The following is an 18639-nucleotide window of genomic DNA, read 5'->3' on the forward strand; positions in this document are numbered from 1 at the left end:
TTTACCTGTCGCCGTCGCGTTTCTGTTCAGCGGGTGCCGCGTTCGTTGGCGATGCCGTCGTCACCGCGATCTTCAGCTGGCGGGCGACCAGGGTCGCGACGAGGAGGCCGACGCCGGCGACGAGGTAGGCGACCGTGAGGCCGGCGGCGTCCGTGACGAGGCCGGCGAGCGCGCTGCCCGTCGCCATCGAGCCGAAGATCGCGATGAGGTAGAGCGCCGTGCCGCGGCCCCGGACCCACGTCGGCAGACGCAGCTGCGCGGCGAGGTGGATCGACGAGAACGCGATCAGCCATGCGAACCCCAGCGCCGCCTGCAGCCCCGCGAAGACGGCGGGGTGGCCGGCGAGCGGCACGAGGCAGAGCGCCGCCGCCGCGACCAGTCCGGCAAGGCGCATCAGCCCGTCGAGGTCGAGCCGTCGCCGCAAGGCGCCGAGGATGCGCCATCCCGTGACCGCGCCGACGCCGGCGGACCCCACCATCAGTCCGAGCATCCCGCCGTTGCCGTCGAGCCGCTCGGCCACGACCACCGGCGCCAGCGCCCAGAAGCTCGCCGCGAAGAAGAAGAAGGTCGTCGCCTTCAGCGCCACGACCTGCAGCGGTCGCTCGCTGGCGACGTACCGCGCGCCGCCCGCCAGCGCCGGCCAGAACCCTTCGCTGGCCGCCGGGCGGGCGCTCGCCCTGAGGCCCACGGCGCCGAACGTCGCGGCGACGGCGGCGAAGAACGCCGCGTTGAGTGCGAACGCCGCCGGCGGTCCCGCCCAGGCCAGCACGAACCCCGCCGTCACCGGGCCGATCGACCGGGCGATGTTGATCCCGAGGCTGTTGAGGGCGAGTGCGCCGGGGAGCCGCTCGCCGCGGATCAGCTCCGGCGTCATCGCCTGCCAGGCGGGGGTGGTGAGGGCGTTGCCGCACCCGTTCGCGAGACTGACGGCCAGCACCAGCATCGGCCCCGCGAACCCCGCCGCGGCCACCCCGGCCAGCGTGGCCGAGACGACCGACAGCACCGCCGCGACGATCATGATGATGCGCGCCCGCCCGTAGAGGTCGGCGAGCGTGCCGCCCGGCAGCGCCAGAAGGAAGAACGGTGCGGTCGCCGCGGTCTGTGCCAGCGCGACGAGGCTCGCGGCCCCGCCGGCTGCGGTGATCACCCAGGCGGCGCTGACGTCGTGGACGAGAAAGCCCGCCTGAAGCCCGACCGCGGCGCCCCACAGGGGCAGGAACACGCGGCGGTAGACCGCGCGCTGCGGGTCGTCCGCCACCCCCTGCGGCGCCGCCGCCGGCGTCTCGCCGGGTGGGGACGACTCGGGTCGGGCCGAGGCGCCCGGGCTGCCGCCCGGCATCCACCGCGCACCTGAGGAGAGGCGAGGGGTCTCCAATGTCATCGCTGTCCTCTCGGGTCCGGAGGGCGCCCCGCGGGGCAGCGCATGCCGCGCGCACGGGTCGCGCCGCGCGACGACGAACAGGCATGTTTGTGCAATCCATTGCGCAACTTCGCCGCCTTGTCCATTGTGAGCGGATCGCGGCATGACCGGCCGCAGCAAACGGAGGACCCCGGTTGGCGCGACGCCCCAGGCTCATCGACATCGCCAAGGCGGCCGGCGTGCACCCGTCCACGGCCTCGCGCGCGCTCGACCCCAAGCTCGAGGGGCGCCTGTCGAAGGAGGTGGTCCGCCGCGTGCGCCGCGCCGCGCAGGAGCTCGGCTACAGCCGCAACGCCCTCGCCGCGAGCCTGCGCACCCAGTCGAGCCGCACCGTCGGCGTCATCGTCCCGGACCTCGCCAACACGATGTTCCCGGCGATGTTCCAGGGCATCGAGCGGCGCCTCAGCCTCGCCGGCTACTGCGCACTCCTCGCCACCTCCGACTTCCGCGCCGAAAAGGCCCGGCAGGCGATCGACACCTTCCTCGACCGCCGCATCGACGGCCTCGTCATCGCCTCCGCCGACCTGACGGAGGCGGCCGACCTCGCGGCCCTCGGTGCGAAGGTTCCCACCGTCCTCCTCAACCGCGAGATCGCCGACAGCGGCCTCAGCGCCGTCGTCGCCGACGACGAGCGAGGCATCGCCATGGCCTTCGCCCACCTCGTGGAGCTCGGCCATCGCCGCATCGTCCATCTCGCCGGTCCGCAGAACACCTCGACGGGCGTGACGCGCCGCGCCGCCTTCCTCGCTGCCGCCGACCGCCACGGGATCGCCGCCGATCCCGCCGCGATGCCCACGGCGAACGCCTTCACCGAAGGCGAAGGCTACCGGCTCACCCGGGCGCTGCTCGCCGACGGACCGCCGCCCGAGGCGCTGCTCGCCGCCAACGACTGGCTCGCCATCGGCGCGCGGCAGGCGCTGTTCGAGGCCGGCATCTCCTGCCCGCAGGACGTCTCGCTCACCGGCTACAACGACATGCCGTTCGCCGACCGGATCGCCCCGCCGCTGACCACCGTGCGAATCCCGCACGACCACATGGGCGCCGAGGCCGCCGACCAGCTCCTCGCGCTGATCGCCGATCCTGCCCGCCCGTCGCGCCGCGCGGTCATGGCACCAACCCTTATCGTGCGAAGCTCGACCGCCCCCCGCGCCGCCGCCGGAGCCTGAATATCGACGCATGCCGGCCCTGTCGGGCACGGAATAATGCCAAGGTCGAACTTATGGAGACTGCTGCGCGACTGACAATCGCCTCATTGCCTGCCCACAATCGCGACACGGTGCCGCACAGAACGGCACCGGCAGGGAGGACAGACATGAACGATACGACCTTGAGCCGGCGCCAGGCGCTCGGCGCACTGGGGGCCGGCGCGGCGACCGTCGCCTTCGCCGGACGGGCGATCGCCCAGGAATCGGCCGGCCCCGCCGCGCCGCCGACCACGATCACCCAGCCGCCCCGTTCCTTCGCGCCGGACGCGCCGCCCAACGTCTACTTCTGGGATCCGGACATCATCGGCGTCGACGACCGCTTCTGGGGCGTGATGCAGCCCAACGCGCCGATCCAGCGGCTGTGGACGGGGTCGCTATGGGCCGAAGGCCCGGCCTGGAACGCCGTCGGCAAGTTCCTCGTCTGGTCCGACATCCCCAACAACCGGCAGATGCGCTACCTGTCCGAGGACGGGCACGTCTCGGTCTTCCGCCAGCCGTCGAACAACTCCAACGGCAATACGTTCGACTTCCAGGGCCGGCAGCTCTCCTGCGAGCACCTGACGCGCCGCGTCGTGCGCTACGAGCTCGACGGCTCCATCACGGTCCTCGCCGATTCGTTCGAGGGCAAGCCGCTCAACTCCCCCAACGACGTCGTCGCCCACCCGGACGGGTCCTACTTCTTCACCGACCCGCCGTACGGCGGCCAGCTCTACGAGGGCACGCCAGACGCGGCCGGCGGGCCGTCCAACCCCGACGGCCTCCTCAACAACCGCGTCGGCCAGCCCGCCGGAATCGGCACGAAGAAGCGCGAGATGGAGACCGCCACCTACCGGATCGCCCCGGACGGCAAGATCACCCGCGTCGTCGGCGAGGACAAGGTGCCCGACCCGAACGGCCTGTGCCTGTCGCCGGACGGCAAGAAGCTCTACATCGCCTCCACCGGCAAGGGTCCCGGCGATACCGGGCCGGGCGGTCAGGGCAAGGTGTTCGTCGGCGACATCGCCGAAGACGGCAGCGTCTCGAACGTCAAGGAGTTCTCCGACTTCATGATCGACGGGGTGAAGTGTGGCCCCGACGGCGTGCGCTGCGACGTCAACGGCAACGTCTGGTGCTCGTCCAACGCGGGACGCGCCGTCGGCTACTCCGGCGCCACGGTCTGGTCGGCGGACGGCGACCTGCTGGGACGCATCCGCCTGCCGGAGATCTGCGGCAACCTCACCTTCGGCGGGCCGAAGCGCAACCGCCTGTTCATGGCCGCGAGCCAGTCGCTCTATGCGGTGTACACCTCGACCCAGGGTTCCGCGCCCGCCTGACGGGTCCGCTCAGAGCGGCGCCGGGGCGGCTTCGATCACCGCCCCGGCGTGACGCTCGGCCCTCGCCGCGAGCAGCGCATGGGCGGCCTCGAGGCACTGCTGGCGGATCTCGCCGACGGCGGTGATCTCCCACAGCACCCCGCGCGCCAGCGGCCCGAGCGCGAAAAGCCCGTGCTCCACCCTGCCGGCCGCATTGAAGCACCGGCCGGCAGGATCGACGTCGAGACCCAGCCCGAGCGGGCCCGGTGCGGCGAGTCCGCCGTCCACGAGCGAGGCCGGCAGCGTTCCCCGCTCGCGCGTCACGTCGAGATCGACGCCGGCGCAGTCCATGACATGGTCGAACGAGCGGACCGTCGTCACGCGTCGCCCGCGCCGCCGGTAGCGCACCACGAGGCCCGCCTCGCCGCGCTCGATGCTCTCGTACCTCGCCGCCAGCACCTCGAGCCGCTCGGTCGCGATCAGCGCCGCGATCTCCGCCGCCACCTGCGGCGCCATGCGATGGCGGTGCGTATCCCAGTAGGGGCGCAGGTGGCGGATGGCGCGGCGCTTCTCCTCGGTGCTGAGCCCGTTCCAGACGCGCTGGATATGCGGGCGCAGCCCGTCGAGCACCGCGCGCCAGTCGCAGCCTCGCGACTGGGCGGCCCTCACCGCGGAGCGCACGGCGCGCAGCAGCGGAAGCAGTCGCGGCCGCGCCTCCGCGACGGAGACGCTGACCGGCTGCGCGCGCTGCGGCAGATGCGGCAGGTGAAGCCGTCCGCGCCGGGAAACGGCGGTGATCGGCCCCCGGTGCCCGCGCCCCACCAGCGTCAGGACCCGGTCGACCATCGTCAGTCCGGTCCCGACGAGGAGCACCCTGTCGTCCCGCCCGATCGATGCCGCGTCGTCGGTCCATATCGTGCCGCCGGATGGCCTGCCGGTGCCCGCCAGCGACCGGGGATGCCCGGTACAGATGGCGACGGCGTCCGCCGAAAGCGCGCCCCCCTGGCGCAGCCGGAGCCGGAAGCCCGAGCCGAGCCGGTCGACATCCACCACCTCGTCCGGCACCCGCCGCAGCCCTGCGCAGGCGGTCGCCTCGGCACGGTCGAGCGATTCGCCCAGATACCGGCCGTAGAGCTCGCGTGGGATGAAGCTGTCGGCGTCGTACGGTGCGGCGGATGCGGCGGGCTGGCGGGCAAGCCAGCGGGTCAGGTGGTCCGGCTGGTCGGCCCGCACGCTCATCCGCCCGGCCGCGACGTTGAGGAGATGGCGCGGGTCGTCGGTGGAATAGGCGAGGCCGCGTCCATAGACCCCGCGCGGCTCGATGAGGACGAGCGTCGTCCCCGCCGGGGCGCGATCCAGCAGAGCGATCGCGAGGGCCGTCCCCGTAAATCCAGCACCGACGATGGCGATCTTCATAAACCTCTCCATTCAAGACGAGGCGGCCCACGGGGCGCGCCGGCGACCGGCTCAGCATGGCATACACCGATATCTCGATCTAGCTGATAGAGTATATTGACATATGCGACAGGCCGCATCAGCATGCCCCCGTGCCGCCCCTCGGCGGGCGACCGCGAAGAAAGGACGAGTCATGAACCGACTACGCCCCACCGGCTTTGCCGTGAGCGCACTTGCGCTCGCCTCCCTGCCTGCCGTCGCCGACGTGTCACGGACCGCTGACGGCTTTCCCAACCGGCCCATCACCCTCGTCGTGCCCTACGGTGCCGGCGGCGGATCGGACCAGCTCGCCCGTGCCTGGGGCGCGGCGGCCGAACGCGCCGCGGGCGTCCCGTTCGTCGTCGTGAACAAGCCCGGCGGCGGCGGCATGGCCGCGGTACCGGACTTCATGTCCGCCCCCAGGGACGGCTACACGGTGCTGGAATCCATCGACGACGCCGTCACCAACTTCGTCTCCGGCAAGCTGCGGGAGGACCCGGCCGCGGATTGGGCGCCGATCTGCCTGACGCAGATCACCTTCAGCCAGCTCTACGTGCGCGCCGACGACGAACGCTTCCCCGACTTCGCCAGCCTGCTCGCCTATACGAGGGCGCACCCGGGCGCGGTGACGGTCGCCAACGTCGGCAACCTCGGCTCCATGGAGCGGGTCAACATGGCGATGCTGGAGCGCGCCCTCGACTTCGAGACGCGCCAGATCGCCTTCGACAATCCGGCCGAGCGTTACGCCGCGGTCCTCGGCGGCCAGGTCGACGTCCTGTTCGAGCAACCGGGCGACGTCTCAGCCTACCTCGACGCCGGGCAGCTCAAGCCCGTCCTGACCTTCCTCGAGGATCGGCCCGAGGCCTTCGCGGACGTCCCGACCGCTACCGAGGCCGGCCTCGATGCCGAGCCGCTGCTGCGCTTCCGCGGGTTCTGGACGCATCCGGCCGTCGCCGAGGAGCGGCGCGATTTCCTCGGCACGGTCTGCGACGAGGCTTTCCGGTCCGACGCCTTCCAGGCCTTCAACGCCGAGAGCTACATGCACGTCATCGACAGCTACCGCGACGCCGACGGCGCCCGCGCGCTCATCAACACCTCCGCCGAGACCTACCGGGAGATCTACAAGACTCTCGGCCTGATCGACTGACCGGCGACCGGACAAAGCCATGACACAACACGGATTCGGGTCACTCCACCGTTCGACGGTGGCGGCGAAGGGGGCGGAGTGCGCCCTCTGGCTCGCGATCGCCGCGGCCTTCACCGCCGGCAGCTTCGCCTTCGACGACACCCTGACAAGCTACCGCTGGGGCCCGGCCGCCTGGCCCCGCGCCATCGCCCTGCTGGTCGCGGGCGCCGCCGTCCTGCAGTTCGCGCTTGCCCTCGTCAACCTGAGGCCCGCGATGCCCCGGTGGCGGCTGCGCCGGCCGCGGCCCGTGCGGCTCGAGACGGTGCTGCGGGCGGGCGCCATCGTCCTCGTCCCGCTGGCCTTCGCGGCAGCGATCGGGCCGGTGGGCTTCTTCGTCGCCATGCCGCTCTTCGTGGCGGGCTTCCTCTTCACCGCGGGCGAGAGCCGGCCGCGCGTCGTCGCGCTGGCGACGTTCGCGATCTCGCTGACGGTCGCCGTGGTCTTCACGAGCCTCCTCTACGTTCCCCTGCCGCTCGGCACGCTGTCTCCGTTCGACGCCGTCAACGGCGCCATCGTCTCCCTGCTCAGCTGAACCGGACGCCCCACCATGATCCTCGACGGACTGGGACAGCTCCTCTCGGACCCGAACCTCCTCGCGCTGTTCGCCGCCGGGGTGCTCGGCGGCTGCCTCTTCGGCGCGATCCCCGGCGTCAACATGCTCACCCTCGGCGCGGTGCTCCTGCCGTTCACCGCGCAGATGGTGCCGTCCCACGCCATCATGCTCTACGGCGTCATCTACTGCTCGGGCGTGTTCGGCGGGGCGATCACGGCGATCCTCTTCAACATCCCCGGCGCGCCGGAGAACGCGCCCACGGCCATCGACGGCTACAAGCTCACCCTCAAGGGCGAGGCGAGCCGGGCGGTGGGGGCGGCGGTCCTCTACTCGGCCCTCGGCGGCATCGTCTCGTGCATCCTGATGATCGCCGCGACGCCGCTGGTGGCGGGGTTCGCGATCCGCGCCTTCGGCCCGCCCGAGGTCTTCGCCCTCATCCTCTTCGGTCTCGCCATCTCCATGACCGTCGGTGCGGCGAGCCCCCTGAAGGGCGCGCTCTCGGTCGGGGCGGGGCTCCTCATCGCAACCATCGGCTCGGACCCGGCGGACGGGGTCGGGCGGTACGACTTCGGGTCCTACTACCTCCTCGCCGGGATCCACTTCATCCCGGTGCTCCTCGGCCTCTTCGCGGTGTCGGAGGTGCTCGCCCAGCTCATCGGCGGCGCGGCGCTCAGGCCGGGCACGGCCCGCGTCGGCCTCGGCCTGCCGCGCCTTCGCGAACTGTGGGCGATGCGCGCCACGGCGACGCGTTCGGCCGGGATCGGCCTCCTCGCCGGCGTCGTGCCGGGGATCGGCGCCGTGCTCGCGGCCTTCCTCAGCTACAGCGCCGCCGCGCGCCTCGACGGCGGGCGGATCGGCGAGGGCGACATCCGCGGCGTCGTCGCCTCGGAGACGGCCAACAACGCGGCCACCGGCTCGGCGATGATCCCGCTCCTCGCGCTCGGCCTTCCGGGCGGGGCGCTGACGGCGATGATGCTCAGCGTCTTCCAGATCCACGGCATCGTTCCGGGCCCGCTGGTCTTCGCCACCTCGACCGATCTCGTCGGCCTCCTGTTCGCGGGGATGCTGCTCGCCAACGTCGCGATCTTCGGCCTCGGCTGGCTCCAGACGAAGACTGTCGTCCACATCCTGCGCATCCCGTTCCACCTCCTCGCCCCGGCGATCCTGGTGACGGCGCTCGTCGGCGCCTACGCGCTGCGCAACCTCGTCCTCGACGTGTGGGTGATGGCGGCCGCCGGCGTCGTCGGGCTCTTCATCCGCCGGACCGGGTACTCGATCCCCGGCCTCGTGCTGGGCCTCGTCCTCGGCGGGATCGGGGAATCGAGCTTCTCGAAGGCCATGCAGATGCTGGACTACCAGCCGCTCCGCCTTCTGGAGCGCCCGCTCACCGCCGCTTTCCTGGCGCTCGCCGCCATCTCGTTCCTCGGCTGGACGGTCGACGCCATCCGCAGTCAGCGCGCCGCCGCCACCCTCAGCCGAGCCTCATGAAGGAGAGACAGATGTCTACGCTCGACCTTGCCATCCGCATCCTACCGGCCAGTGAGACCGTCGGCGCCATCGTCACCGGCGTCGACCTCTCGCAGCGCCTCCACCCCGGCACGATCCAGATCCTGAAGGACGCGCTCGCGCGCCACCTCGTCCTCGTCTACCGCGACCAGGACCTCGCGCCGGACGATCTCGTCCGCTACAGCCGCCAGTTCGGCGAGCTCGACCCCGCGCCGCTGTCCGAATGGGGCCGCCAGTGCCTGCCGGGTCACGAGGAGATCTACCTCATCTCCAACATCATCGAGAACGGACGCCCCATCGGCGCGCTCGGCGCCGGCGAGAGCGAGTGGCACTCCGACATGAACTTCGAGAAGGTGCCGCCCTTCGGAAGCTGCCTCTACGGCGTGGAGGTCCCCAAGGACGGCGGCAATACCGGCTTCATCTCCGCCTTCGCGGCCTACGAGCGGCTGCCGGACGACCTCAAGGCGTTCATCGAGGACCTGTCCCTTAAGCACGACGCGACCACCAACAGCGGCGGCGCGCTGCGCAAGGGCCACGTGGCCCCGACCGACCTCACCGTGTCGCCGGGCGAGATCCATCCGCTGGTGAAGGTGGACCCGGAGACGGGCCGCAAGGCGCTCTTCCTCGGCCGGCGTCGCTACGCCTACGTGATGGATCTTCCCATCGCCGACAGCGAGGCGCTGCTCGACGAGCTCTGGTACCACGTCACCGAGCTCACGCCGTCGTGGCACCACCGCTGGCGGGTCTGCGACCTGGTCCAGTGGGACAACCGCTGGACCATGCACCGCCGCGACCCGTTCCCGGGCGATCAGCGCCGGCTGATGTACCGGACGCAGATCCGCGGCACCACGGCCTGAGCCGGCCGTCTCCCGCCCCGTCGATGGCGGCTCAGGCCGCCATCTGTCCCGCGACGTACGGGAACTCGCGCGCCACCGCCCCGCTGATGATGGCCACCACGTCGTCGAGCATCGCCTCGGTCATCGGCAGCGACAGGTAGAGGTCCCCGCGCGGCGTGGTGACGAGCCCTTCCTCGAGGGCGGCGAGGTGGACGAGGCTGCGCAGCGTGCCCGCACGGCTGTCGGTCTCGCTCCAGCGCCGCGGCTCCCGCTCGCCGATATGAAGGCTCATCATCGAGCCGAAGCCGGAGGGGCGCACCGGCACACCCTTTGCCGCCAGCGCCTCGCCGAGCTTCGCCCGCGTCGCTTCGGTCATGTCGAGGAAGGCGTCGGCCCGGTCCGCCGTGAACACCTCGGAAAGGCCCGCGAGTCCGCCGGCCATCGACATGACGTTGTTGTTGAAGGTGCCCGCGTGCATGAGCGCGTCCGGCCGCGACGGATCGAACAGCATCATGATCTCCTCGCGTCCGCCGAACGCGCCGAAGGAGAGGCCGCCGCCGATGTACTTCCCGAACGTCGTCATGTCCGGCGTCACGCCGAAGTGGCCCTGAAGGCCGGAGCGCCCGAGCCGAGAGGTCTTCACCTCGTCGAAGATGAGGAGGATGCCGTGCGCCTGCGTCTCCGCCCGAACCGCCTCGAGGAACGCCTTGTCGGCGAGGAGGTTGCCGCCCGCGCCCAGCAACGGCTCCAGCATCACCGCCGCGAGCTCGTCCTTGTTGGCGCGGATCGTCGCGAGCGCGGCGTCGATGTCGTTGAAGGGCGCCAGCACATGGTCGAACGGCGCGTTCATCCGGCTCGCCTTGCCGCCGCCGAAGGTGAGGACGCCGCCGTGGTAGCCTTCCTCCATGAACATGAAGCGCGAACGGCCGGTGAAATTGCGCGCCGTCAGCAGCGCGAAGACGTTCGCCTCGGTGCCGGAATTGCAGAAGCGCACCCGGTCCAGCGAGGGGAAGCGGACGCACATCTCCCGCGCCAGCCCCGCCTCGTAGCGGTTGGGGGCGGCGAGGACGAGGCCGTCCGAAAGCGCCTTCTCCTGCGCCGCGCGGATGACCGGGTCGTTGTGGCCGTAGAGGCCGGCGGAGAATTCGCCCGCGCAGTCGATGTAGGTGTGCCCGTCGACGTCGGTCACCGTCGCCCCGTCGCCGGAGGCGATCACCATCGGGAAGGGGTCGAAGTGGAGCACGGAGCGGGTGTTGCCGCCGGGCATGAACTCGGCCGCATCGCTCATGATGCGCCGGCTCTCCGGGTGGGCGGCGACGTAGGTGTCGCGCAGCTCCGCGAGCCTCTGGAGGTGCCTCATGCGTTGATCTCCTGCACCGTGCGGTCGATGGCGACCGCGAGCCGCTCTACGATCTCGTCGATATCCGCCGCCGTGGCAACGAAGGCGGGGGCGAGGACCACGTGGTCCCCGTTGATGCCGTCGATGGTGCCGGGCATCGGGTAGACCATCAGCCCGTCCGCGAAGGCGTTCGCCTTGAGCCGCGCGTTGAAGGCGAGCGAGGGGTCGAACGGCGCCTTCGTCTCCCGGTCGGCGACGAACTCCAGCCCCTGGAAGAGACCGCGACCGCGAATGTTGCCGACATGCGGGTGCTGGCCGAACGCGGCGTCGAGCCCGGCGCGCAGCTGCGCGCCCCGCGCCGCCGCCGCCTCCACTAGGCCGTCCTCGGCGATGACCTTCTGCACCGCGAGCGCCGCCGCGCAGGCGACCGGGTGGGCCATGTACGTGAAGCCCTGCTTCAGCGACCCGCTGCCGTCGACGATCGTGTCCACGATCGCCTGCGACGCCAGCACCGCGCCGATCGGCTGGTAGCCGCCGCCCAGCCCCTTGGCGATCACCAGGATGTCCGGCGACCCCCCGTCTTCGAGGCAAGCGAAGGCAAAGCCCGTGCGCCCGCCGCCGCACATCACCTCGTCGAAGACGAGAAGCACGTCGTAGCGGTCGCAGATCTCGCGGATGCGCTTCAGGTAGCCCGGCGCCGCCGGCACGCAGCCGAGCGTCGCCCCGACCACCGGCTCGGCCACGAACGCCGCCACCGTCTCCGGCCCCTCGGCGAGGATCTGCTCCTCGAGGGCGTCGGCGGCGCGGATGGCGTAGGCCTCCAGCGTCTCGCCCTCCGCCTGGTCGCGGTAGGGGTAGCAGGGCGCAATCAGCGGCGCGTCGAACAGCATCGGCGCGTAGGGCGCCTTGCGGGGGACGTTGCCGCCGATGGAGAGGGCGCCCATCGTGGCGCCATGATAGGACTGGCGGCGGGCGATCACCTTGCCCTTTCCGGGCTGCCCCCGCTCCACGAAGGTCTGCCGCGCGAGCTTCAGCGCGCTCTCGATCGCCTCCGACCCGCCGGAGCAGTAGATCACGCGCGACAGGCCCTCCGGCGCGCCGGCGATCAGCGTGTCGGCGAGCTCCTCGGCCGCGTCCGAAGTGAAGAAGCCGTTGTGCGCGTAGGCGACCTGACCGAGCTGCGCCGTGATCGCGTCGGTGATGCGCGGGTCGCCGTGGCCGATGGAGGAGACCGCCGCCCCGCCCGACACCGCGTCGAGGTAGGTCCTGCCGTCCGCGTCCGTCATCCTGAGGCCCTGCGCCGCCACGATCCGCGGCAGCGTCCTGGCGGGCGTGCGGTGGAAGACGTGGCTCACAGCCCGTACCCCTTGGCCGCGTCCGCCTCGATCGCCGCCCGGTCGCGCGCGGCCTTGTCGCCGTAGCCGCCGCCGCCCGGCGTCTTCACCTCGATCCAGTCGCCGGTGGTCAAGACGTAGCCCTCGCCCTTGGAGAGGTGCTCGGGGATCGTCACGGCCTCGCCCCGGCCGATGCGGATCTCGTTCGGCAGGCCCGTCTCGCCGCCGAGGATCCCCGGAGGACCGACGCGGCCGTGCTCCATCAGGAAGGAGGCCTTGCCCTGCCCGCGCAGCAGGCGGAAGCGGTAGTCGACGCCGAACCCGCCGCGGTACCGGCCCGCGCCCGCCGACCCCTCGCGCAGGGCGTAGCGCTCGAAGAGGAGGGGGTAGCGCTGCTCCAGCACCTCCACCGGCTGGTTCTTGGAGATGCCGATGGACGAGCAGCCGTTGGTCAGCCCGTCGCCGGCCCACCAGCCGCCGTAGCCGCCGCCGGAGAAGGTGTACATGATGTAGTTCTCGCCCTTCACCGGATCGTAGCCGCCCAGCGAGAGGTTGCCGCTCGACCCGGCGCCGGCCGCGAACAGCTTGTCCGGAATCGCCGTCGACAGCGCCAGGCACACCGATTCCACGATGCGCTGCGAGGTCTCCGCCGCGCATCCCGCGACGGGCCGGGGGTGCTGCGCCTTCAGGAAGGTCCCGTCCGCGCCGACGACCTTCAGCGGGCGGAAGCAGCCCGCGTTCATCGGCAGGTCCGGGAAGATGTGCTTGAACGCGACGTAGACCGCCGAGAGCGTCGACGCCCAGACCGAGTTCATCGGTCCGTCGCATGGGGGGCTCGACCGGGAGAAGTCGAGGGTCACGTCCGAGCCGGCGACGGTGAGGTCGAGCGCGACCTCGACCGGCGCGTCCACCACGCCGTCGGAGTCCATGAAGGCGCTCGCCGAGTAGGTGCCGTCGGGGATCGCTTCGAGGTGGGCGCGCATCAGCCGCTCGCCGCGCGCCTCGAGCTCGGCCATCGCCGCCTCGACCGTCTCCTGGCCGTAGCGGTCGAGGAGGGCGGTCAGCCGCTTCACCCCCGTCGCCAGCGCCGCGATCTGGGCCTTGATGTCGCCGATCCGCTCCTCGCTGACGCGCACGTTGGCGAGGACGATGCGGATGATGTCGTCGTCCATCACCCCCTCGCGCACGAGGCGCACGGGCGGAAGGCGCAGCCCTTCCTGGTAGATCTCCGTCGCGGTGGAGTTGAAGCCGCCCGGCACCATGCCGCCCGTATCGGGCCAGTGGCCGGTGTTGGTGAGGTAGCACCACAGCTTGCCGCGGTAGTAGAACGGCCGCACCATCTTCACGTCCATGAGGTGCGTCCCGCCGAAGTACGGGTCGTTCACCAGGACGACGTCGCCGTCGACGAGGTCCTTCCGGTCGGCGATCACCGAGCGCGTCGTCTCCTGCATGACGCCGAGGAAGATCGGAAGGCCGAGCGCGCCCTGCGCGATCATGCGTCCGTCTTCCCTGGAGTAGATGCCGTTGGAGCGGTCGAACCCCTCAGAGATGACGGGGGAGAAGGACGTCTTCTCGTGGACGAGGTCCATCTCCGAGCAGACCTGCTGCAGGCCCTTCTCGATGACGGTGAGGGTGACCGGGTCGATCGTGGCGCCGGCCGTTGCGGGTGAGATCTGGTCCATGGCGCTCTCTCAGAGTTCGACGATGAGGTTGCCGAGGCGGTCGACGGTGGCGCGGGCGCCGGGGTCGAGCACCAGGGTGGAGTCGGACTGCTCGACGATGGCCGGCCCCTCGATGACGGCGTCCGCCGGCAGGTGCTCGCGGGCGTAGACGCGCGCGTCGTGCCACGCGCCGTCGAAGAAGGCGCGGCGCGTCCCCCGCTCGGCCTCGGCCATCGAGCCGCCGACCGGCGCGAAGAGCGTCAGGTCCACCCGCTCGCGCACGCCGACGATCGTGGTGCGCAGGTTCATCAGCATCGGCACCATCTCGGGGAAGGCGAGCTCGAAGCGCGTCCAGTAGGCCTCGGCGAAGGCGGCGAGGACCTGCTCGCGGTCGAAGGTGTCGCCCTCGATGGGAACGCGCAGCACGTGGGTCTGGCCCTTGTAGAGGAGGTCCGCCTCGTGGACGATCCTAACCTCGGCGACGTCGACCTTCTCCCGCTTGAGGAGGTCACGGCCCGCCTCGGCCTGGGCGGCGAGGATCGCGTCGGCGGCCGAGACATCGAGCGTCTTCATCGGCGCGTTGACCGTCTGGACGAAGTCGTGGCGCACGTCCGCGAGGATGCAGCCGAGCGCCGAGGTGAGGCCGGGGAAGCGCGGCACCACGATCTTCGGGATGCCCAGCTCGCGGGCGATCTCCACCGCGTGCAGCGGTCCCGCGCCGCCGAACGGCATGTAGGCGAAGTCGCGCGGGTCGTGACCCTTCTCGATGGAGACGAGGCGGATCGCCCCGGCGAGCTCGGCCACCGCGATCTTGACGATCGCCGCCGCCGCGCCCGTCGCGTCGAGGCCCAGCGGCGCGCCGAGCACCTCCAGCGCCTCGCTCACCTTCCGGAGCGGGGCGGAACCTTCCGCCCCCGTCACCGCGTCCGGGTTGAGGCGGCCGAGGTGGAAGTTGGCGTCGGTGATCGTCGGCTCGGTGCCGCCGCGGCCGTAGCCGATGGGCCCCGGGAAGGACCCGGCGCTCTCCGGCCCGACGCGCAGCATGCCGGCCGCGTCGACCCGCGCCAACGAGCCGCCGCCCGCGCCGACCGTGTGGATGTCGATCATCGGGATGCGGATCGGCACCGAGTAGGCGAGGTCCTTCTCGGAGGAGATGACCGGCGCGCCGCCGACCACCAGCGCCACGTCGAACGAGGTGCCGCCCATGTCGCCGGTGATGATGTTCGGAACGCCCGCGCCCTCGGCGATCGCCGAGGCGGCAAGCACGCCCGCGGCCGGCCCGCTCATCACCGTCTGCACCGCCTGGCTCGCCACCAGCGAGGAGGCGAGCATGCCCCCGTTCGCCTGCATGACGAGAAGCTCGTTCTTGAACCCGCGGTCCGCCAGCTCGCCGGCGACCGACTTGATGTAGCGCGAGACGATGGGGCCGATCCCGGCGTGGATCGCCGCGGTCGACGCCCGCTCGAACTCGCGAACCTCGCGGATGATCTCGTGTCCGGCGACGACGTGCTCGTTCGGCCACATCGAGCGGACGATCGCCGCCGCCCGCTTCTCGTGGACGTCGTTCACGTACGAGTGGAGGAAGTGGATGACGACCGACTCGATCCCCGCCGCCAGCAGCGCGTCGACCTCGCCCTTGAGCGCCGCCTCGTCGAGCGGGACGACGACGTTGCCGTCCGCGTCGATCCGCTCGTCCACCTCGAGGCGGTCCTGGCGGGGGATCAGCGGCTCGAAGTTGCCGGAGAGGCCGTAGGGCTTGGGACGGGTACGGCGGCCGAGCTCCAGCGTGTCGCGGAAGCCCTTCGTGGTGATGAGTCCGACGGGGGCGTTCTTGCGCTCGAGCACCGCGTTGGTGCCGGCGGTCGTGCCGTGGACCAGCCAGTCGATCGACGCCGGAGCCACGGCGAGCGCCTCGATCCCCTGCAGGAAGCCCTGCGAGCGGTCGTTCACCGTTGTCGGGACCTTGGCCGTGCGGAACGTGGCGGCCGCCGAGTCCAGCATCAGGAAATCCGTAAACGTGCCGCCGACATCGACACCGACGTTGACCGTCATGAAGCCTCGCATTATCTCGGTAATCGAGATATTGTTCCGATTATTGATATTTGACGATCGGTTGAACGTGTTGTCAACACGCGCCGGCCCGGGTTCCGGACGGTCGCGGAGGACGAAAACGCCAATCGATCCAACGACAGAGGAACGCCACGTTGACGAGCGCACCGGGCCCCATCGAACGCTACCTTCAGATCCTCGAACTCGTGGCCGCCTCGCCGCGCGGGCTCAACCTCGGGGAGATCGCGGAGATCACCGCGCTCCCCAAGGCCTCGGTGCATCGCCTCACCCGCGCCCTGATGGACGCCGGCGCGCTCACCAGCGACGACGCCTGGCGAAAGACCTTCGTCATCGGCGAGCGGATGTGGCGCATTCTCCAGCTCGGCCAGAGCCAGGAGGACGTCACCGCCTTCGCCCAGCTCGTGGTCGACGACCTCGCCGCCGAGCTGCACGAGACGTGCTACATCGTGCGCCTCGGGTTCGATGCGATCACCTCCGTCGCGCGCGCGGTGCCCGACCAGGGGCACAGCATCCACGTCTTTCCGGGGGAGGAGCAACCGGCGCACGCCGCAGCGTCCGCCAAGGCGATCCTCGCCTTCCAGCCGGCGGAGGTGGTCGCGCGCCATCTCGCCGCCCCGCTCGCTCCGCTGACCCGCTTCACCCACACGTCCGCCGAGGCCGTGTGCGCCGAGCTCGAGGAGGTGCGGCGCACGGGCTTCGCCATCTGCATCCGCGAGATCGACGAGAACGTCGGCGCCTACGCGGCGCCGGTGCCGACGACGCGCGGCGGCATCGTCTACTCCATCGGCGTGACGGGACCGATGTCGCGCCTCACCGAGCGCACGCCGGAGGCCTGGGCCGACCTCCTGCGTCCCGCCGCCGCCCGCTTCGCCCGCATGCTGGAGACGAGCGAGGGCGGCTCGCTCGGCGAAGCGCGCCTGCGCCGCCAGCCCCCGCTCGTCGCGGCGGGCTAGAACAGCAGGTTCGGCAGGACGAGGATGATCTGCGGGAAGATCATGCACAGCGCGAGCCCGAGCATCATCAGCAGGATGAACGGAATGACCGACGCGTAGATGTCGGTCATCTTCACCGACGGTGGCGCCACCCCCCTCAGATAGAAGAGGTTGTAGCCGAACGGCGGCGTCAGGAAGCCGATCTCCATGTTGACGATGTAGAGGATGCCGAACCACACCGGGTCGAAGCCCAGCTTGATGATGATGGGAACGAAGATCGGCGCGGTGATCATGATGATGCCGACCGTGTCGAGCAGCATCCCGAGGAACAGCAGGATCACCTGCATGCCGATGAGGATGAACCATCGGTTCACCTCCAGCCCCAGCACCAGCGCCTCGAGGAAGCGGGCCGCACCCATCGCGGTGTAGAAGGTGGAGAGGGCGGTCGCGCCGATGATGATCCAGAAGATCATGCACGAGAGCTTGACCGTCTCGTAGCAGCTGTCGCGCAGCGCCGCGTAGGTGAGGCGCCGCAGCACCGCCGCCGCGAAGATCGCCCCCGCCGCGCCCACCGCCGCCGCCTCGGAGACGCTGGCGATGCCGGTCAGGATCGAGCCCATCACCGCCACCACGAGGAGGAGCGGGATGACGAGGCCCGTCAGGCCCGACAGCTTCTCCTTCCAGGTGTAGCGCCTCAGCTCCATCCCGCCGCTCTCCTCCGGGTTCAGGAGCCCGCGGGTGACGAGGTAGATGCAGAAGAGGAACGCGATGAGCAGCCCCGGCAGCAGGCCGCCGGCGTACATCCGTCCGATCGAGGTGTTGGCGACGATGCCGTAGACGATCATCGTCACCGATGGCGGGATCAGGATGCCGAGCGAGCCGCCGGCCGCCACCGAGCCGAGCGCGACGCCCTTGCCGTAGCCGCGCTGCAGCATCGCCGGCACCGCCAGCATGCCCATGGAGATGGTCGCCGCGCCGCTGACCCCGGCCATCGCGGCGAAGATGGTGCACACGAGCACGGTGCCGATGGCGAGCCCGCCTCTCAGCCCGCCGAAGAAGCGCTGCATCGCGTCGAACAGGTCGTCCGCGATCTTCGCCCGCTGCAGCATCGCCGCCATGAAGATGAAGAGCGGGATCGCCACGTACTCGAAGGACGTCGCCGTGCCGAACGCGCGGATCGGCAGCATCGACAGCGCCATCGGGCTCCAGAAGAGGTAGATGAGCGCGATGGAGAAGCCGCCGAGCGCAAAGGCGATCGGCACGCCGATGCCCAGGAAGACGAGCATCCCGCCGAACAGGATCGAGGTCGTGAGGACGGGATCGGTCACAGGCCCTCCTCGCGCGTCTCGTCCCGGTCGCCCCGCCACGCGTGGTAGAGGTGCGAGATCCAGGCGAGGATGAGGAGCACAGCGCCGAGCGGCAGGAGACCCTTCGCGACCCACACCGGGCCGCCCCAGTTCCCGTTCGCCGACGTCTCGCCGACCGAGTAGGCCCGCGCGAAGAAGGTCCAGCCGAACTTCAGCAGCGTGCCGCAGAAGAGGGCGAAGAGGGCGGTGGAGATCACCGTGTCGATCCATGCACGCGTGCGTGCGCTGAACCGGTCGTAGAGCGCGTCGACCCGCACGAAGTTGCCGGTCGCGAGCGCCCACGGCCCGCCCAGGAAGATCAGCGCGGCGAGGAGCCATGCGGTGACGTCGTTCGCCCACGGCTGCGAGCGGGAGAAGCCGCCGCGGGCGATCATTTCGATGAGGATGGTGGCGATGATGCCGATGACGGTGAACGCCGCGCATCGGCCGAGCAAGGCGATGAGGGCGTCCACGAGGCGGATCGCTCGGTCGAGCAGTCTCATGTCCTCACTTCCGGAACCGGTC

The 18639-nt window shown here is 70.9% G+C and carries 15 protein-coding genes; 7 read left to right on the forward strand and 8 right to left on the reverse strand.

Annotated elements, in window-relative coordinates; genetic code table 11:
- Position 1: 1 nt before the first annotated feature.
- A complete protein-coding gene (locus DLJ53_RS12515) occupies positions 2-1381 on the reverse strand; it encodes an MFS transporter (protein WP_162409162.1) in 1380 nt (459 codons plus the stop codon).
- A 173-nt stretch (positions 1382-1554) separates the two neighbouring features.
- Between DLJ53_RS12515 and DLJ53_RS12520 the strand changes: the two genes are divergently transcribed.
- On the forward strand, positions 1555-2586 hold the full coding sequence (locus DLJ53_RS12520) for a LacI family DNA-binding transcriptional regulator (RefSeq protein WP_111345573.1): 1032 nt from the start codon (positions 1555-1557) through the stop codon (positions 2584-2586).
- A gap of 146 nt (positions 2587-2732) precedes the next feature.
- Positions 2733-3938, forward strand: coding sequence for an SMP-30/gluconolactonase/LRE family protein (locus DLJ53_RS12525; RefSeq protein ID WP_111345575.1), 1206 nt, complete (start codon positions 2733-2735; stop codon positions 3936-3938).
- A 9-nt stretch (positions 3939-3947) separates the two neighbouring features.
- Here DLJ53_RS12525 and DLJ53_RS12530 read toward each other — a convergent pair whose 3' ends face one another.
- Complete coding sequence (locus DLJ53_RS12530) at positions 3948-5333, reverse strand: FAD/NAD(P)-binding protein (RefSeq protein WP_162409164.1); 1386 nt, start codon at positions 5331-5333, stop codon at positions 3948-3950.
- 172 nt (positions 5334-5505) lie between these two features.
- Between DLJ53_RS12530 and DLJ53_RS12535 the strand changes: the two genes are divergently transcribed.
- From DLJ53_RS12535 to DLJ53_RS12550, 4 genes are read left to right on the forward strand one after another with little or no spacing between them, the layout of a single operon-like run.
- The gene (locus DLJ53_RS12535) at positions 5506-6498 is read left to right on the forward strand and encodes a Bug family tripartite tricarboxylate transporter substrate binding protein (RefSeq protein ID WP_111345578.1); all 993 of its coding nucleotides are present in this window, start codon (positions 5506-5508) and stop codon (positions 6496-6498) included.
- Between the two features lie 19 nt (positions 6499-6517).
- The gene (locus DLJ53_RS12540; protein ID WP_111345580.1) at positions 6518-7069 is read left to right on the forward strand and encodes a tripartite tricarboxylate transporter TctB family protein; all 552 of its coding nucleotides are present in this window, start codon (positions 6518-6520) and stop codon (positions 7067-7069) included.
- Between the two features lie 15 nt (positions 7070-7084).
- Complete coding sequence (locus tag DLJ53_RS12545; RefSeq protein WP_111345582.1) at positions 7085-8578, forward strand: tripartite tricarboxylate transporter permease; 1494 nt, start codon at positions 7085-7087, stop codon at positions 8576-8578.
- Between the two features lie 11 nt (positions 8579-8589).
- Positions 8590-9453, forward strand: coding sequence for a TauD/TfdA dioxygenase family protein (locus DLJ53_RS12550; RefSeq protein ID WP_111345583.1), 864 nt, complete (start codon positions 8590-8592; stop codon positions 9451-9453).
- A gap of 31 nt (positions 9454-9484) precedes the next feature.
- Here the strand turns inward: DLJ53_RS12550 and DLJ53_RS12555 are convergent, their stop codons facing one another.
- Genes DLJ53_RS12555 through DLJ53_RS12570 form a run of 4 tightly spaced genes read right to left on the reverse strand, consistent with a single transcriptional unit; the run spans position 9485 to position 15818 of the window.
- Positions 9485-10792 carry an aspartate aminotransferase family protein gene (locus DLJ53_RS12555; protein ID WP_111345585.1) on the reverse strand — a complete coding sequence of 436 codons (1308 nt, stop codon included), beginning with the start codon at positions 10790-10792 and terminating at the stop codon, positions 9485-9487.
- Positions 10789-12126, reverse strand: coding sequence for an aspartate aminotransferase family protein (locus DLJ53_RS12560; protein ID WP_111345586.1), 1338 nt, complete (start codon positions 12124-12126; stop codon positions 10789-10791). The genes DLJ53_RS12555 and DLJ53_RS12560 overlap by 4 nt, the downstream gene beginning before the upstream one ends.
- Positions 12123-13787 carry a hydantoinase B/oxoprolinase family protein gene (locus DLJ53_RS12565; RefSeq protein WP_111345588.1) on the reverse strand — a complete coding sequence of 555 codons (1665 nt, stop codon included), beginning with the start codon at positions 13785-13787 and terminating at the stop codon, positions 12123-12125. Before DLJ53_RS12565 ends, DLJ53_RS12560 begins: the two co-directional genes overlap by 4 nt.
- A gap of 9 nt (positions 13788-13796) precedes the next feature.
- Positions 13797-15818, reverse strand: coding sequence for a hydantoinase/oxoprolinase family protein (locus tag DLJ53_RS12570; protein WP_111346295.1), 2022 nt, complete (start codon positions 15816-15818; stop codon positions 13797-13799).
- 152 nt (positions 15819-15970) lie between these two features.
- Here DLJ53_RS12570 and DLJ53_RS12575 point away from each other — a divergent pair, with 152 nt between their 5' ends.
- Positions 15971-16789 (forward strand): IclR family transcriptional regulator, encoded by an 819-nt coding sequence (locus tag DLJ53_RS12575; protein WP_111345590.1) that lies wholly within the window; start codon positions 15971-15973, stop codon positions 16787-16789.
- Here the strand turns inward: DLJ53_RS12575 and DLJ53_RS12580 are convergent.
- Both DLJ53_RS12580 and DLJ53_RS12585 read right to left on the reverse strand, forming a co-directional pair.
- Positions 16786-18096 carry a TRAP transporter large permease gene (locus tag DLJ53_RS12580; RefSeq protein ID WP_111345591.1) on the reverse strand — a complete coding sequence of 437 codons (1311 nt, stop codon included), beginning with the start codon at positions 18094-18096 and terminating at the stop codon, positions 16786-16788. The two genes, DLJ53_RS12575 and DLJ53_RS12580, sit on opposite strands and share 4 nt — an antisense overlap.
- Complete coding sequence (locus tag DLJ53_RS12585; protein ID WP_111345593.1) at positions 18093-18617, reverse strand: TRAP transporter small permease subunit; 525 nt, start codon at positions 18615-18617, stop codon at positions 18093-18095. The genes DLJ53_RS12580 and DLJ53_RS12585 overlap by 4 nt, the downstream gene beginning before the upstream one ends.
- Positions 18618-18639 lie beyond the last annotated feature (22 nt).

The sequence above is a fragment of the Acuticoccus sediminis genome (assembly GCF_003258595.1).
Classification (GTDB): domain Bacteria; phylum Pseudomonadota; class Alphaproteobacteria; order Rhizobiales; family Amorphaceae; genus Acuticoccus; species Acuticoccus sediminis.

What these genes read in the sequence shown, in the direction of transcription:
- DLJ53_RS12525 (WP_111345575.1), top strand. Translation starts at nt 2,733, where the DNA reads ATGAACGATACGACCTTGAGCCGGCGCCAGGCGCTCGGCGCACTGGGG.
- DLJ53_RS12570 (WP_111346295.1), bottom strand. Translation starts at nt 15,818, where the DNA reads ATGACGGTCAACGTCGGTGTCGATGTCGGCGGCACGTTTACGGATTTC.
- DLJ53_RS12530 (WP_162409164.1), bottom strand. Translation starts at nt 5,333, where the DNA reads ATGAAGATCGCCATCGTCGGTGCTGGATTTACGGGGACGGCCCTCGCG.
- DLJ53_RS12585 (WP_111345593.1), bottom strand. Translation starts at nt 18,617, where the DNA reads ATGAGACTGCTCGACCGAGCGATCCGCCTCGTGGACGCCCTCATCGCC.
- DLJ53_RS12535 (WP_111345578.1), top strand. Translation starts at nt 5,506, where the DNA reads ATGAACCGACTACGCCCCACCGGCTTTGCCGTGAGCGCACTTGCGCTC.
- DLJ53_RS12555 (WP_111345585.1), bottom strand. Translation starts at nt 10,792, where the DNA reads ATGAGGCACCTCCAGAGGCTCGCGGAGCTGCGCGACACCTACGTCGCC.
- DLJ53_RS12515 (WP_162409162.1), bottom strand. Translation starts at nt 1,381, where the DNA reads ATGACATTGGAGACCCCTCGCCTCTCCTCAGGTGCGCGGTGGATGCCG.
- DLJ53_RS12545 (WP_111345582.1), top strand. Translation starts at nt 7,085, where the DNA reads ATGATCCTCGACGGACTGGGACAGCTCCTCTCGGACCCGAACCTCCTC.
- DLJ53_RS12550 (WP_111345583.1), top strand. Translation starts at nt 8,590, where the DNA reads ATGTCTACGCTCGACCTTGCCATCCGCATCCTACCGGCCAGTGAGACC.
- DLJ53_RS12540 (WP_111345580.1), top strand. Translation starts at nt 6,518, where the DNA reads ATGACACAACACGGATTCGGGTCACTCCACCGTTCGACGGTGGCGGCG.
- DLJ53_RS12565 (WP_111345588.1), bottom strand. Translation starts at nt 13,787, where the DNA reads ATGGACCAGATCTCACCCGCAACGGCCGGCGCCACGATCGACCCGGTC.